18 protein-coding genes are annotated in these 13,989 nt (G+C 73.4%); 9 read left to right on the top strand and 9 right to left on the bottom strand.

The window, feature by feature from the left end:
- The first annotated feature begins 42 nt into the window (after positions 1 to 42).
- Positions 43 to 828: a histidinol-phosphatase gene (gene hisN / locus ACO229_RS16960; protein WP_397414405.1), complete on the top strand. Its 786-nt coding sequence runs from the start codon at positions 43 to 45 to the stop codon at positions 826 to 828.
- Between the two features lie 121 nt (positions 829 to 949).
- Here hisN and ACO229_RS16955 read toward each other — a convergent pair whose 3' ends face one another.
- Positions 950 to 1,513, bottom strand: a complete 564-nt coding sequence (locus ACO229_RS16955) for a DUF6912 family protein (RefSeq protein WP_397414077.1) — start codon at positions 1,511 to 1,513, stop codon at positions 950 to 952.
- A 148-nt stretch (positions 1,514 to 1,661) separates the two neighbouring features.
- Here ACO229_RS16955 and ACO229_RS16950 point away from each other — a divergent pair, with 148 nt between their 5' ends.
- Both ACO229_RS16950 and ACO229_RS16945 read left to right on the top strand, forming a co-directional pair.
- Positions 1,662 to 2,294, top strand: a complete 633-nt coding sequence (locus tag ACO229_RS16950) for a DUF6928 family protein (RefSeq protein ID WP_397431414.1) — start codon at positions 1,662 to 1,664, stop codon at positions 2,292 to 2,294.
- Positions 2,295 to 2,350: 56 nt separating this feature from the next.
- A complete protein-coding gene (locus tag ACO229_RS16945; RefSeq protein ID WP_423462218.1) occupies positions 2,351 to 2,761 on the top strand; it encodes a VOC family protein in 411 nt (136 codons plus the stop codon).
- A gap of 88 nt (positions 2,762 to 2,849) precedes the next feature.
- Here the strand turns inward: ACO229_RS16945 and ACO229_RS16940 are convergent, their stop codons facing one another.
- From ACO229_RS16940 to ACO229_RS16925, 4 genes are read right to left on the bottom strand one after another with little or no spacing between them, the layout of a single operon-like run.
- Positions 2,850 to 3,110, bottom strand: coding sequence for a hypothetical protein (locus tag ACO229_RS16940; RefSeq protein WP_423462217.1), 261 nt, complete (start codon positions 3,108 to 3,110; stop codon positions 2,850 to 2,852).
- Between the two features lies 1 nt (position 3,111).
- On the bottom strand, positions 3,112 to 4,266 hold the full coding sequence (locus ACO229_RS16935; RefSeq protein WP_397431409.1) for a ribosome small subunit-dependent GTPase A: 1,155 nt from the start codon (positions 4,264 to 4,266) through the stop codon (positions 3,112 to 3,114).
- A gap of 41 nt (positions 4,267 to 4,307) precedes the next feature.
- Positions 4,308 to 5,630, bottom strand: a complete 1,323-nt coding sequence (gene aroA / locus ACO229_RS16930) for a 3-phosphoshikimate 1-carboxyvinyltransferase (RefSeq protein WP_397414066.1) — start codon at positions 5,628 to 5,630, stop codon at positions 4,308 to 4,310.
- A gap of 20 nt (positions 5,631 to 5,650) precedes the next feature.
- The gene (locus tag ACO229_RS16925) at positions 5,651 to 6,121 is read right to left on the bottom strand and encodes a DoxX family membrane protein (RefSeq protein ID WP_397414064.1); all 471 of its coding nucleotides are present in this window, start codon (positions 6,119 to 6,121) and stop codon (positions 5,651 to 5,653) included.
- Between the two features lie 318 nt (positions 6,122 to 6,439).
- On the opposite strand from ACO229_RS16925, the gene ACO229_RS16920 reads away from it, so the two are divergent.
- Entirely contained in the window at positions 6,440 to 7,174 is a 735-nt protein-coding gene (locus tag ACO229_RS16920; protein ID WP_397414062.1) for a sigma-70 family RNA polymerase sigma factor, read from the top strand.
- Positions 7,171 to 7,446, top strand: coding sequence for a mycothiol system anti-sigma-R factor (rsrA, locus tag ACO229_RS16915; protein ID WP_397414059.1), 276 nt, complete (start codon positions 7,171 to 7,173; stop codon positions 7,444 to 7,446). The genes ACO229_RS16920 and rsrA overlap by 4 nt, the downstream gene beginning before the upstream one ends.
- 93 nt (positions 7,447 to 7,539) lie before the next feature.
- Here the strand turns inward: rsrA and ACO229_RS16910 are convergent, their stop codons facing one another.
- Positions 7,540 to 7,614 (bottom strand): 50S ribosomal protein bL37, encoded by a 75-nt coding sequence (locus ACO229_RS16910; RefSeq protein WP_156968370.1) that lies wholly within the window; start codon positions 7,612 to 7,614, stop codon positions 7,540 to 7,542.
- A 189-nt stretch (positions 7,615 to 7,803) separates the two neighbouring features.
- Between ACO229_RS16910 and ACO229_RS16905 the strand changes: the two genes are divergently transcribed.
- The 3 genes from ACO229_RS16905 (at position 7,804) to ACO229_RS16895 (ending at position 10,245) form a co-directional block, all read left to right on the top strand.
- A complete protein-coding gene (locus ACO229_RS16905; protein WP_423462216.1) occupies positions 7,804 to 8,661 on the top strand; it encodes a DUF4097 family beta strand repeat-containing protein in 858 nt (285 codons plus the stop codon).
- Entirely contained in the window at positions 8,661 to 9,344 is a 684-nt protein-coding gene (locus ACO229_RS16900) for a PadR family transcriptional regulator (protein WP_397414055.1), read from the top strand. The genes ACO229_RS16905 and ACO229_RS16900 overlap by 1 nt, the downstream gene beginning before the upstream one ends.
- 103 nt (positions 9,345 to 9,447) lie before the next feature.
- Complete coding sequence (locus ACO229_RS16895; protein WP_423462215.1) at positions 9,448 to 10,245, top strand: hypothetical protein; 798 nt, start codon at positions 9,448 to 9,450, stop codon at positions 10,243 to 10,245.
- Between the two features lie 68 nt (positions 10,246 to 10,313).
- Here ACO229_RS16895 and ACO229_RS16890 read toward each other — a convergent pair whose 3' ends face one another.
- A complete protein-coding gene (locus tag ACO229_RS16890) occupies positions 10,314 to 10,907 on the bottom strand; it encodes a GDSL-type esterase/lipase family protein (protein WP_397414403.1) in 594 nt (197 codons plus the stop codon).
- A 174-nt stretch (positions 10,908 to 11,081) separates the two neighbouring features.
- Positions 11,082 to 12,026: an aldose 1-epimerase family protein gene (locus tag ACO229_RS16885; RefSeq protein WP_397414050.1), complete on the bottom strand. Its 945-nt coding sequence runs from the start codon at positions 12,024 to 12,026 to the stop codon at positions 11,082 to 11,084.
- A gap of 156 nt (positions 12,027 to 12,182) precedes the next feature.
- Here ACO229_RS16885 and ACO229_RS16880 point away from each other — a divergent pair, with 156 nt between their 5' ends.
- Positions 12,183 to 13,178, top strand: a complete 996-nt coding sequence (locus ACO229_RS16880; RefSeq protein ID WP_397431403.1) for an aldo/keto reductase — start codon at positions 12,183 to 12,185, stop codon at positions 13,176 to 13,178.
- Positions 13,179 to 13,180: 2 nt separating this feature from the next.
- Here ACO229_RS16880 and ACO229_RS16875 read toward each other — a convergent pair whose 3' ends face one another.
- The gene (locus ACO229_RS16875) at positions 13,181 to 13,897 is read right to left on the bottom strand and encodes a VOC family protein (RefSeq protein WP_423462214.1); all 717 of its coding nucleotides are present in this window, start codon (positions 13,895 to 13,897) and stop codon (positions 13,181 to 13,183) included.
- Positions 13,898 to 13,989: the final 92 nt, after the last annotated feature.

The following is a 13,989-nucleotide window of genomic DNA, read 5'->3' as shown; positions in this document are numbered from 1 at the left end:
CCGAGACCTGCCATCCGACGCTAGGTTGTGCCCGTGGCCGCCATGACGAAGGACAACTACGCCGACGACCTCCGTCTGGCGCACGTGATCGCCGACCAGGTCGACTCCATCACCATGTCACGGTTCCGGGCGCTCGACCTCAAGGTCGAGACCAAGCCCGACCTGACGCCGGTGTCCGACGCCGACCGTGCCGCGGAGGACTTCATCCGCGGCCAGCTCGCCCGCGCACGCACGCGCGACGCGATCGTCGGGGAGGAGTACGGCTCCGCAGGGAACGGCGCACGGCGCTGGATCGTGGACCCGATCGACGGCACCAAGAACTTCGTGCGCGGCGTCCCCGTGTGGGCCACCCTGATCGCCCTGGCCGACGGCGAGGAGGTCGTCGTCGGCCTGGTCAGCGCACCCGCGCTGGGCAGGCGCTGGTGGGCTGCGAAGGGTTCGGGGGCGTGGACGGGCAAGTCGCTGGCCTCCGCGGCGCGAATGTCCGTGTCGGGCGTCTCCCGGATCGCCGACGCCTCGTTCAGCTACGCCTCCATCGGCGGCTGGGAGGAACGCGGATCGCTCGACGGGTTCCTCGACCTGACGCGCGCCTGCGACCGCACCCGGGGGTACGGCGACTTCTGGTCCTACATGCTCGTGGCCGACGGCGCCGTGGACATCGCGGCCGAACCCGAGCTCGAGGTGTACGACATGGCGGCCCTGGTGCCGATCGTCACCGAGGCGGGCGGCACCTTCACCTCGCTCGACGGTGCCCCCGGGCCCTGGGGCGGGAACGCGATCGCGACGAACGGCAGGCTGCACGCCGAGGCGCTCGGCTACCTCGCCTGACGCACCGGCCTGACGCACCGGCCTGACGCACCGGCCTGACGCACCGGCCTGACGCACCGGCCTGACCCGCCGGCCCGACCCGCACGCCGTCAGGGCGCCGGGTCAGGCCGCATCCGTGGTGTCAGGCGCGCGGGACGTTCTTGATCTCGCTCCAGTCGTACCAGAGCAGGTCGCGGTCGGTGACGCGCTGCAGCGCCTCGTCGAGCAGGGTCTCCGACTCCTCGCCGACCTCGGCGACGTCCTCGCTGTCGCTCTCCTCGTCGGCCGCCGCCAGGACCGCCTCGATGTCGGCGGCCGCGTCGGGCTCGTCGACGTGCACGCAGACGATGGCGACGTCCTCGACCGTGCTGGTGACCTCCACCTCGGAGGCGACCGGCTCGTCGTCCTCGTCGTCGTCCGCGGTGCCCGCCGCCGCGGGACCGACCACCGAGTCCGGAACCTCCACGGTGATGATCACGCGCAGGTTCGGGGCGTCGGTCCGGCCGGCGATCAGGGCGAGGGAGTCGTCCGCGGCGTTCAGCGCGGCGACGTACTCGAGGCTCTCCGCGTCCTCGTCCGGCAGTGCGGCCTCGAGCTCCTTCGTGACGGCGTGCGCGCGGCGGGGGGCGACCGTCCAGCGGGCCGCGTCGGACGTGTGGGTGACGGCGTCGAGCTCGTCGAGCGTGGCGGGCACGTAGATGCGCATGTGCCCAGTCTGCCGTGTCCCGGGCCTGGTGGGCGCCACGTACGGGCGGACGGTCTCGTCCGGTGGCGGTGTCGGCGGGTACCCGTACCCTCGTGTGCGGCGTCGGGGCGGGACGCCACGGGAAGAGGAGTCGAGGGCGGGAGAGACGATGGGTGCCAGGACCGCGATGCTGGTGTACGCGGACGGGGACGTGGCGGCGGGCCTGTCGGGGGCCGCGGAGTTCGCCGACGAGGCCGGAGCAGCCGAGCTGCTCGGCCTGCTGTGGCCGCCGGCGCGGATCCGGCCCGACGGCGAGGAGCCGTGGGACCTCGGCGACGCGCTGTTCCCGCCCCAGGGCCGGGCGTGCGCGTTGTCGACGCCGGAGGTGGACGTCCTGTGCGACCAGGCTCTCATGCTCGACCGGCCCTCGCAGCTGCCCGCGCACCTGGTCGACGCGAGCGTCGGCCGCACCCTGTACCTGCACGCGATGCACAACGCGGTCGACTGGTTCGCCTTCGCGGTGTGGCGGGACGGCGTCCTGGTGCGCTCGCTGAGCGTGTCGCCCGACGACGGCGTCCTGGAGGACACCGGGGAGCGGCTCGCGTTCGAGGAGCCGTACTGGGCGGGCGAGCGGCCGGCGTCCGTGGCCGGCTACCCGCTCCCGTTCCATCCGCTGGAGCTCGGCGAGCAGGCGGTCCGTGAGTTCTTCGGCTTCGAGGTGGAGGGAGCCGCCGACGGCGGACCGGCCGCCGGGCGCCTGGACCCCTGGGCGGTGGAGCTGTTCGGCTTCCAGATCGGCTAGCGCTCGACAGATCCTCGAAAGACTCGTACATTTGTTCGAGAAAGAGGAGGTCTGTCATGCCCGCACCCTCAGTGGTCCCCATGCTGTCGTACCAGGACGGCGCCGCCGCCATGGACTGGCTCATCGAGGCCTTCGGCTTCAGGGAGGCGGAACGCCGGCTGGACGACGACGGCCACCTCGCGCACGGTGAGCTCGACGTCGAGGGCGGGCGGGTGATGCTCTCCGAGCTGGCGTCGTACGAGGGCCCCACCGCGCACCGCACGCACTGCACCGCGGCGGACGCCTGGCTGTCGACGCCCTGGGTGATCGACGGCGTGCTGGTCCACGTCGCCGACGTCGAGGCCCACTACGAGCGCGCCCGTGCCGCCGGGGCGGGGCTGCTCTCCGGTATCGAGGACGCTCCGTACGGCAGGCTGTACCGCGCCGAGGACGTGGAGGGCCACCGCTGGATGTTCCTCCAGGCCTGACGCCTGCCGGACGACGAGCTGGCGTCAGGCCGGCGATGCCCCGCGCGCCAGCCGGTCCACGCGCCGCAGAGCGTCCGGCAGCCGCCCCTCACCCGCCATCGTCCGCACCAGCTCCGCGGTCGAGGGGTGCTGCGTGCGACAGGACGTGCTCCAGCGCCGGTAGCTCACGTTCGTAGAACCGGCCCGGCCGGTACTCCGCCACCTGATCGACGAGCACCGTGTGCTCCTCGAGCGGGCCGGCGAACACCAGTCGGTCGGAGACGACGAGCGCCGCCCGCGCCCCGCCGTCGTCGAGGTACTGCACATCGACGGCCCCGAGGCGGGCGGCGCCGTCGGTGCGCTGCCCCACGTCAGGTGTCCGAGCCCGTCCGCGACGCCAGCAGGCGGCGGAACGAGGCGAGACGTGCCTCCCGGGCCGGGCGCTCGTCCTCGGGCGAGGCCGCGATCCAGTCGTCGAGCGCACAGTCCGGCGCGTCGGCCAGGTGGGTGCACCCGCGCGGGCACTCCCGGGCCACCTCGTCGAGATCCTCGAACGCGTGCAGCAGGTGCGCGACCTCGACGTGCGCCAGACCGAACGACCGGACGCCGGGGGTGTCGATCACCCAGCCGTCGAACCCGGCTGACGACCCGGCGGTGGATTCTGCGGAGGACCCTGCGGCCGACCCGGCCGCGGCTCCGTCGTCGTCCGGGCCGCCGGCCGCGACGGGGAGCCGCAGCGCCACCGCCGACGTGGACGTGTGCCGGCCGCGGCCGGTCACGTCGTTCACCACCCCGGTGGCGCGCCGGGCCGCGGGCACCAGGGCGTTGATCAGCGTGGACTTGCCCACCCCGGAGTGCCCCACGAGCACCGAGACCTGGCCCCGCAGCCGGTCCCGGACCTCCTCGACCGACTCGGGCACGAGGGCCACGTGGTCGGTGTCGGGGGAAGCCGCCCGCCGGGTGACCACCACCTCGACCCCGAGGGGCTCGTAGAGGGCACGCAGTGCGTCGGGGGATGCCAGGTCGGCCTTCGTGAGGCAGAGCAGCACGGACATCCCGGCGTCGTACGCGGCCACCACGCAGCGGTCGATCATGCCGGTCCGCGGCTCGGGCTGCGCGAGCGCCGTGACGATCACGAGCTGGTCGGCGTTCGCGACGACGATCCGCTCGTACGGGTCGGTGTCGTCCGCCGTCCGGCGCAGCGTGGAGGTCCGGTCCTGGATGCGCACGATGCGGGCGAGGGAGCCTTCCTCGCCGGAGACGTCCCCCACGACGTCGACCCGGTCGCCCACCACCACGCGCGTGCGGGTGAGCTCCCGTGCCTTCATCGCGGTGACGACGGTGCCGTCCGGGGTCCCGCCCGCGGCCCCGCCGACCAGGAGCGTGTACCGCCCGCGGTCCACGCCGGTGACCAGCCCCGTGACGGCGTCGGAGTGCTCGGGGCGCTGCTTGGTCCGGGGCCGGGAGCCGCGCTTGGACGGGCGCGACCGGAAGTCCGACTCGTCCCGTACGTCGCGGCGGCCCATCAGGCGGCCCTCGTCACGGCTGCTCCATCAGCGGCGGCCCGTCAGGCGGCCGTGCCGAGCATGCCCAGCCACATGCCCGTGAAGTCCGGCAGGGTCTTGGCCGTGGTGGCGACGTTCTCCACCAGCACGCCGGGGACGCGCAGGCCCAGCAGCGCGGCGGACGTCGCCATGCGGTGGTCGGCGTAGGTGCGCACCACGTCGCCGCGCAGGGGGCGAGGAGTGATGACGAGCCCGTCGCGGGTCTCCTCGGCCTGGCCGCCGAGGCGCGTGATCTCCCGGGCGAGCGCCGCCAGGCGGTCCGTCTCGTGCCCCCGCAGGTGCGCGATCCCGCGCAGCCGGGACGGGGAGTCGGCCAGGGCGGCGAGCGCGGCGAACGTCGGCGCGAGCTCGCCACCGGCGTGCAGGTCCACGTCGATCCCGCGGATCTCGCCGGTTCCCGTCACGGCGAGCACGCCGTCGGTGAGGGTGGAGGAAGCGCCCATGCGCTCCAGCAGCTCGGGGACCATGGCGCCGGGCTGGGTGGTCAGGGTCGGCCAGCCGGGCACGCGGACGGTGCCACCGGCCACGAGCGCCGAGGCGAGGAACGGCGCAGCGTTGGACAGGTCGGGCTCGACGCGCACGTCCCGGGCCGCGATCGGGCCGGGGGAGACCTGCCACATGCCGTCGCGCGAGTCGTCGACCTCGACCCCGACGTCGCGCAGCGTGGCCACCGTCATCTCGATGTGCGGCAGGCTCGGCAGGGTGGCGCCGATGTGCCGCAGGGTCAGGCCGCGCTCGAACCGGGCGGCGGCGAGCAGCAGCCCGGACACGAACTGCGAGGACTCCGAGGCGTCGACGTCGACGGCGCCGCCTGGCACGCGTCCGCGGCCCTCCACGGTGAACGGGAGGTGGGCGGGCAGCTCGGCGTGGTCCGCGGCCTGCGGATCGTGCACCGTGATGCCGAGCGCACGCAGTGCGGCGAGCACCGGCAGCATCGGCCGCACGCGGGCCTCGGGGTCGCCGTCGAACCGGACCGGGCCGTCGGCCAGGGCCGCGACGGGCGGCAGGAAGCGCATGACGGTGCCGGCCAGGCCGGTGTCGATCTCGGTACCGCCGGTGACCGGTCCTGGCGTGACGTGCAGCGTGCTCGGGTGCTCACCCTCCTCGATGCCCGCGCCGAGCGTGCGCAGGGCGCGGATCATGAGGTCCGCGTCGCGGCTGCGCAGGGCGCCGCGGAGGGTGCCGGGGGCGTCCGCGAGGGCGGCGAGCACCAGCAGACGGTTGGTGAGCGACTTGCTGCCGGGTACCTCGACCGTCGCGTCCAGCGGCGCGCCGGCGAGCGGCGCCTCCCAGGTCGGTGCGGGCGCGGTGGTCGAAGACGTCATGTGCCGAGATTATCGCGGAGTCAGCCGGCGGCGGCGGCCTTGGCCTCCGCGCGGGCGGCGCGCGCCTGCTGGACGCGCCAGGACAGTCCCGGCCGGCCCTCCAGGTCGGCGCCCGCGATGAGGGCGGCGCCCACCGCGGCGAGGTTGCGCAGGAACCGCTCGGTGCGTACGGGGCGCTCCTCCTTGGGCGCGGTGAAGGGCTGGTTCACGACGGCGAGGGGCAGCGTCAGCAGCGCCAGCGCGACGGCGGACGCGCGCGGCGCCTTGCCGAGCGCGAGCAGCGTCCCTGCGGCGGCGGTCGCGACGCCGTGGGCGCGCACGAGCGTGGCCACCTGCTTCTCGCTGAGCGGTTCGGCACCGAGCGCCTTGGTCGCCAGCGCGGAACCCGTCCTGGCCGCGGCCACGTGCTCACTCGGCTTCCGGGCGGCCTGCACGCCGTCGTAGACGAACGACGAGGCCAGGAGGGGACGCGCGATGTGTCGGAGCAGCATGCACCCACCATGGCAGATGCGGGCGTCCCCCGCAGCAGTGATCGCCCGGTCCGGCCCGGGAATTCGCGGCGCCGGCCAGGGGTTGAAACCCTCGTGGAGCGATGCCTCGAGAAGGATGCGGTGAGGAACAGGGTGATCGACACGGTGACGGGTGCAACGGCTGGCGTGCGGGACGTGCCCCTGGAGTTCGGTGCGGTTCCTGCCCACCTGCTCGGGGACGGCACGGACCCCCTGCGGGCCACGGCCAAGGGCCCGGCGGACGAGCTGTCCGCGGTCCTGGCGAACACGGGCTGGCCGACACGGCTAGGCTCGAGTGCGATGACTGACACTTCCCGCGAGCAGAACGAGGGCCCCGGCGACGCCGGAGCCGATGTCGAGGCGCGCCCCGACACGAGCGCGAACGAGGTCAGCACCGCGGAGCCCGGCGAGGTCCCGGAGGACGAGGGCACCGAGCGCTCGCCGGCCGAGGAGGATGCCGCGGCACGGGCCGTGCGCTTCGAGCGCGACGCGCTGCAGTACCTCGACCAGCTCTACTCCGCGGCGCTGCGCATGACGCGCAACCCCGCGGACGCCGAGGACCTGGTGCAGGAGACGTTCGCCAAGGCCTTCGCGGCGTTCCACCAGTACCGGCCGGGCACCAACCTGAAGGCCTGGCTGTACCGCATCCTCACGAACACGTTCATCAACAGCTACCGCAAGAAGCAGCGCGAGCCGCAGCAGTCCCAGACCGAGGACGTCGAGGACTGGCAGATCGCGCGCGCGGCGTCGCACACGTCGCGCGGCCTGCGCTCGGCCGAGGCCGAGGCGCTGGACCGGCTCCCGGACAGCGATGTGAAGCGGGCGCTCGCCGAGCTCCCGGAGGACCGTCGGATGGTGGTCTACTACGCCGACGTCGAGGGCTTCCCCTACAAGGAGATCGCGGAGATCATGGGTACTCCGATCGGGACGGTCATGTCCCGTCTCCATCGCGGACGCCGGCAGCTGCGTGAGCTCCTCGCCGACTACGCGGCCCAGCGTGGACTCGTCAGCCAGGCGCCCGGAGGTGCGCAGTGAACAACATCGAACCCGTCCCGCACGACACGGCGGGGGAGTCCGAGTGCGAGCATGCACTGACGCACCTGTACGAGTACCTGGACTCCGAGATGACCCCCGACGACGAGCAGCGCATGCGCGCGCACGTCGCCCACTGCTCGCCGTGCCTGGCCGAGCTCAGTGTGGAGGACCTGGTCAAGCAGCTCGTGAAGCGGTCGTGCAGCGAGCGCGCCCCGGACACGCTCCGGGTGCGCATCCACCAGCAGCTGACCGTCATGGCGGTCGTGCGGTAGCGCCGTCCGCTCGTCGAGCGCGGGCATGACGAAGGGCCGGGACCCCGACAGGGGTGCCGGCCCTTTCGTGTGCCGTGCGGCCTGAGGCTGTGCTCAGGCGTTGGGGCGCTTGCCGTGGTTGGCGGCCGAGCCCTTGCGGCTACGGCGCTTGCGACCGCGCTTGCTCATGGGTGTCTCCTGACAGGTGACGGACTGAATGGTGCCCATGATCCCACAGATCGGGGCGTTGTCCGGCATCGAGATCTCGCCGAGAGGGGTTGCCCTGTCCGAGGACGCGATATATCGTGTCTGCACCGGACGCGATATATCGCGTCCCTCCGGAACCACCCCGAGCGAGACCGAGCAGCGGAGGAAGCCATGAGCGCGGACAGCTGGACCGTCACCGGTCCGCAGACCATCGAGCTCGACGGCGTGACGTCCGTCGACGCGCACGTCGTCGACGGACGGCTCGACGTCGTGGCCCACGACGAGCCAGTCGTCCGGATCGAGGTGCACTCGGTCGAGGGCCGGTCCCTCGAGGTACGCCTGGTCGACGGTCGCCTGGTGATCGAGCACGAGAGCGGCCTGTCGGGCTGGGGCTCGTTCGTGAAGCGGTTCGTCGACTTCGGCGGCAAGGCGCGCGCCGACATCCACGTGGCGGTCCCCGCCACGACCGCCGTGCGGCTCGGCACGGTCCGCGGCGAGGGCCTGCTCGCCGGGACGACGGCGGGCGCCTCGGCCTCCACCGTCTCCGGCTCCCTGCTCGTCTCCCGTACGGCCGGCGACCTCAAGCTGAACACGGTGTCCGGCGAGGTGACCGTGCGCGACCACGTCGGCGACGTCACGAGCAACACCGTGTCCGCCGACGTCGTGGTGAGCGGCTCGGCCGACGTCGTCACCTCGACGTCGGTCTCCGGGGACGTGACGTTCGACCTGGTGACCCAGCCGCGGCAGGTCCGCGTGAACACGGTCTCGGGCAACATGCTGCTGCGGGTCCCGGACGAGCGCGCCGTCGAGGTCTCGGTGCAGAGCGTCAGCGGCCGGGTCACGCTCGGCGGGCTCCAGTTCACCGGAGGTGGCGGCGGCAAGGTGACCGGCGGGGTCCGTTCGGCCGCGCCCGGCGTCATGCAGCTGCGGGTGACCGGTGTGTCGGGTGACGTCACGGTGATCGGCGGGCCGCAGGACGCACCGGCGCACGCGCCCGAGGACGCCTCGCCCGCGCCCCTGGAGCTGTAGTGCCGCCCGTCTTCGCCCACGGTGAGCTGCGCCTGTACCTGCTGGTGCTGCTCCTGGACGGGCCGCGGCACGGGTACGAGCTCATCACCGAGCTCACCCGGCGCTTCGGAGGTACCTACCGGCCGAGCGCCGGGACCATCTACCCGCGCCTGGCCCGCCTGGAGGAGGAGGGGCTCGTGCGCCGCACCGTACCCGGCGACCACCCGGGCGCCGCCGGTGCGGGCCGCAAGGCGTCGTACGAGCTGACGCCGGCCGGCCGGGCCGAGGTCGACGCCCGCCTGGACGACGTCCGTCGCCTGGAGCGCAGCGTCGCCGAGACGGTGCGCAGCCTCGCGGACGAGGTCCGGGCGGACATCCGCGACACGATGCGCGGGCTGCGGGCCGAGCTCGCGGCCGCGGCCCAGGAGGCACGTTCCCGTCCGCGGCCCGGACCGGACACCGCACCCGACCCGCAGCGCACCCGGTCCAACTCCCTGCGGCACGACGCCGAGGCGGTGCTGCAGCGGTTCCGCAACGACGTCCTGGCGGACCTGCGCGAGGCCGACGTCGCGGGTACGGTGTCGGCGCTGACCGTCGAGACGCTGCGCACCGTGCTCGACTCGGCGCGCACCGCGATCCGTGGGACGCTGCCGCACACCACCGCCTCCGGCCGGCCGCCCACCGACCGGACGACCGACCTGTGATGCCCACCTGCCCCGGAATCTCCCCACCCGACGTCCCACCGACCTTCCCAGCGAACTTCCGAGCGAACTCCCCATCGAACTTCCCAGCGAACGGAGCACAGTGATGACCACCGAGTCCTGGAGCGTGGCCGCCCCCCAGACCATCGAGGTCGGCGGCGCCTCGACCCTGACCGTCCGACTGACCAACGGCCGCGCCGAGGTCGTGGCCGACCCGAACCGCACCTCCGGCGCCGTCGTGGAGGTCCTGGAGGTCTCGACACGGCCGCTGCAGGTCCTCGCCGAGCACGGCAACCTCCGCGTGGCCTACGACTTCCCGGGCCTGGAGGGCTTCGTCGACCGGTTCCGCGGCCTCAAGGACCAGGACAGCGCCGTCGTGCGGATCACCGTGCCGGCCACGTCCGTGGTCGACGTCGCGACCGTCGGCGCCGAGGTCGTGGTGACCGGGGCGCAGGCCGGCGTCAACGTCAAGACCGCCGGCGGGGCCATCACGGTCACGGGAGCGTCGGGCTCGGTGACCGCGAAGTCCGGCACCGGGTCCGTCACGATCGCGGAGCACTCCGGCGACGCGTCGGCCACCACCGTCTCGGGCGCCGTGTCGCTCGCCGGCGCCCTGGGCCGCGTGTCGGCACAGACCGTGTCCGGGCCGGTCGACGTGACCGCCGTGGGTACCACGCCGCTGGTCAACGCGAAGACCGTCTCGGGCGCCGCGGCGGTCCGGCTGGACGCCGGGTCGCCGGTGAACCTCCGGGCGCGCAGCGTCACGGGCAAGGTCGTCATCGACGGCACGCAGGCGACCTCCAGCGCCCAGCGCACCGTCGTCGTCGACCACGCGGAGCCCGGAGCGGCGGCGTACGTCTCGACCAACACGGTCTCGGGCACGGCCACCGTCACGCGCGGCTGATCCGGTCCGCGAACGCGTCAGGCGCTCAGGTCACTCCGGTGACCTGAGCGCCTGACGCGTCCCGCGACCTACGCGACCTCGTCCTGGGGGAGGCCCAGCCAGGCGTGCCAGCCCGTGTGCAGCACCAGCCACGCCATGAGGCCGTAGCCGGCCTGCCCGGGGTAGGTGCCCCCGCCCTGGGCCATGTCCGCGAGCCACTGCTCGTGCTGGGCCAGCGGCGTGTACGTGTCCACGTACGGCACCCGCCGGCGGCTCGCGACGTCGGCGAAGGCGTCCGACAGCTCGGCGATCCGCTCGCCCTCGGACGGTGCCCCCGGCGGCGGCCCGACCACGAACGCGGCGGTCCGGTTCGCGTCGGCGACGTCGAGGATGTTCGCGAGGTTCAGGCGGGAGCGCGCGACCGTGAGCCCGGTGGCGACGTCGTGCCGTCCCAGGGCCACCACCAGGCGGTTCTCGACCTCGGAGTCCGGGCCGAACCGCGCGGCGGTCTCCGCCTCCCAGCGGGCACCGAGCTGCGTGCTGGTCTCGCCGGGGACGGCGAGGGTGAACAGCATGGCGGGCCGGGAGAAATGGGTGCGCGCGATCACACGACCGGTCCAGCCGAGCGCACGGGCGTCTCCGACACCCGTGGCCAGCTCGTCACCGACGACGCAGATGCGCACCTCGCGATCCTGCAACGGACTCTCCTTGCCTGTTCCCGGCAGCCTGGCGGACGGCCGGTTCCCCATTGTGGTGCACGACCCGTGACCGATCGGTGACAACGCGCCGACGTCACCTGCCCGGGTCGCGCCCGCCGGTCCCGCCCGCGTCGCAGCCGCCCGGCACCGGGCGGTCCGTCAGAGCAGCGTCATGCCCCAGCGGACCGCGTGCCGCGCGCCCGGTGCGAGGTGCACCAGCCGGTCGCCCGTGCGGAAGGCGTCGGCGACGCAGGTCATGGGCTCGGCGGCGAGGCCGAGGCGCCGCCGCTCCGGCTCGATGTGGTCGCCCGTGCAGATCTGCCACACGTCCTGCGAGCCGTCCATCCAGACCGCCGCCGTCCGGCCGTCCGGGCCGGTCAGGTGGGCCCAGGACAGCCCGTCCTCGTCGCGGACGACGTCCACGTACGCGTCGTCGAGGTCCAGGCCGGCCGCCGTGCGCGGCTCCCGCAGGTCGTAGCTGCCCGCGGCCGGCTCGGTGCCCGTCGGGAGCAGTCGCTCGTCGGTGGTGACGCGCGTGGCGGCGTCGAGGCGCACGGTGCACTCGTCGAGGTCCGCGCCGCCCGTCGACAGCCAGGGGTGGAAGCCGCACCCGTAGGGCGCGGTGTCGGCGCCCACGTTGGTGACGTCGAGGGTGATCTCCAGCCCTGCGTCGGACAGCGCGTAGCGGATCTGCGCGACAAGCTGGAACGGGTACCCGGGCCGGGCGACGAGCTCCAGCTCCAGCGTCACGGCGGAGCCGGTGTGCTCGACCACGGACCAGCGCTCCCACGCCGCGAGGCCGTGCAGCGCGGTGTTGCGCGCGGGCTCGGTGATCGGGAGCTGGTGGGTCGCGCCGCCGTACTCGTACGAGCCGTCGGCCAGCCGGTTGGGCCACGGGATGAGGACCGCGCTGTTGAACACGGGGCTGATCTCGTCGACGCCGAACGGGACCACGACGTCGCGCCCGTCCACCGAGTACTCTCTCAGCGCCGCGCCGACCTGGGTGACCGTCGCGCGGTGGCCGCCGTGGCCGATCCGGAACTGGTCCCCGGAAGGATGGGGCCTGGCCGCACCGACGGGAGGAATTTCTGTCGTCACACTCACACCGTAACCGTAGGGCAATTTTCTCCTGCGGCACGTAGCGTGAGACAGCAGACTATGGGGTCGGGTCTGTGGCACGTCCACACGACCCCGCACGAAGACGGCCCGACGACGGGCCTGCGCGGGTGTAGTCCGCCCGCCTCAGCAGCAGGAGGAACGATGGAACAGCAGGTACTCGGACGGACAGGTCGGCTCGTATCGGCTGTGGGCCTGGGCACCTGGCAGCTCGGCGCCGACTGGGGAGAGGTGAGCGAGGACGACGCCCGCGCCGTCCTGGAGGCCTCTCTGGACGCCGGCGTGACCTTCTTCGACACGGCCGACGTGTACGGGGACGGCCGGAGCGAGCAGGTGATCGGTTCCTTCCTCAAGGACCACCCGGACGCCGGGCTGACCGTGGCCACGAAGATGGGGCGCCGCGTGGACCAGGTGCCGGAGAACTACGTGCTGGACAACTTCCGCCAGTGGATCGACCGGTCGCGGCGGAACCTCGGCGTCGAGCGGCTGGACCTGGTCCAGCTGCACTGCCCGCCCACCTCCGTCTACTCCTCGGACGCCGTCTACGACGCGCTCGACCAGCTCGTGTCCGAGGGCGCCATCGCCGCGTACGGCATGAGCGTCGAGAAGACCTCGGAGGCCCTGGAGGCCATCGCGCGTCCGGGCGTCGCCACCGTGCAGATCATCCTGAACGCGTTCCGCCTCAAGCCGCTCGACGAGGTGCTGCCCGCGGCGTCCGCGGCGGGCGTGGGCATCATCGCGCGCGTGCCGCTCGCGTCCGGGTTGCTGTCCGGCAAGTACACCAAGGACACGGTGTTCGCCGAGAACGACCACCGCACCTTCAACCGCGAGGGTGCCGCGTTCGACGTCGGCGAGACGTTCTCCGGCGTGCCGTACGAGGTGGGCCTGGAGGCCGCGGCCCGGTTCACGGAGCTGGCGCGCGACCGCGTGGGCGACGCGCTGACCCCGGCGCAGGCCGCCATCGCCTGGGCCTGGCAGCGTCCGGGCGTCTCCTCGGTGATCCCGGGTGCGCGGAACGTCGAGCAGGCCCGGGCCAACGCGGCCGCCGGCGACGCCGCGACGCTGGGCCCGCTGTTCATGTCGGGTGTGCGCGAGATCTACGACGAGATGATCAAGGAGCACGTCCACGACAAGTGGTGAGCTCACCCCTGCAGGGGCCGGTCCGGGCGGAACACGCAGAACTCGTTTCCCTCCGGGTCGGCCAGCACGTCCCACCAGACGTGCGGGTCGGGTGAGTCCTCGCGGCCGGTGAGCAGCGTCGCTCCCGCCGCGAGGAACGCCTCGGTCTCGCCCCAGACGTCCCAGTGGATGCGGTTCTTGACCGTCTTGGGCTCGGGGACCGGGATGAAGAGCATCAGCCAGGGCAGGCTGCCGCCGGGCTCCAGCCGGTACCACGGTCGGTCGTCGTACCGCAGGGGCTCCAGGCCGAGGCGCTCGCCCCACCAGGCGCTCACGGACGCCGGGTCCGCGGCGTCCACCACCAGGGCGTAGAGCCGGTACCTGCCGACGATCGCGGCGCGCCGCGGGAACGCGCACAGCTCACCGCCCTCGGGATCACGCAGGACGGTCCAGTCGTCGGCTTCGTTGCCCGCGTACTCCGCGGCCGCCGTGGCGCCGAGCCGCGTCAGCTCCTCGACCGTGGCGTGCAGGTCCAGGTGTACCCGCTGTTTCACGGTGCGGGCTTCCGGCACCTGGTTGATCCAGACGGTGTGCTCGGCGACGTCGTCCCGCAGCACGAGGTCCGTGGGTGACTCGCCCGCCGGCTCCGCTCGCAGGCCGAGCGCCGCCGACCAGAAGGCGGCGAGCGCCGGCCCGTGGGTGGCGTCGATGACCAGGTCCTTGAACGCTGCGTCTGCCATCCGGACAGCCTAGGCCGGGCCGGTGACACGCCGGCGCGGGACGCACGAGAGGCGGGCACCCCAGGGGTGCCCGCCTCTCGTGGTGCGTGCGG

This window comes from Promicromonospora sp. MS192 (assembly GCF_049532985.1).
In the GTDB taxonomy this organism is placed as follows: Bacteria; Actinomycetota; Actinomycetes; order Actinomycetales; family Cellulomonadaceae; genus Promicromonospora.
Note: the sequence above shows the minus strand (reverse complement) of the source record. Positions and strands in the feature narration are given on the sequence as shown.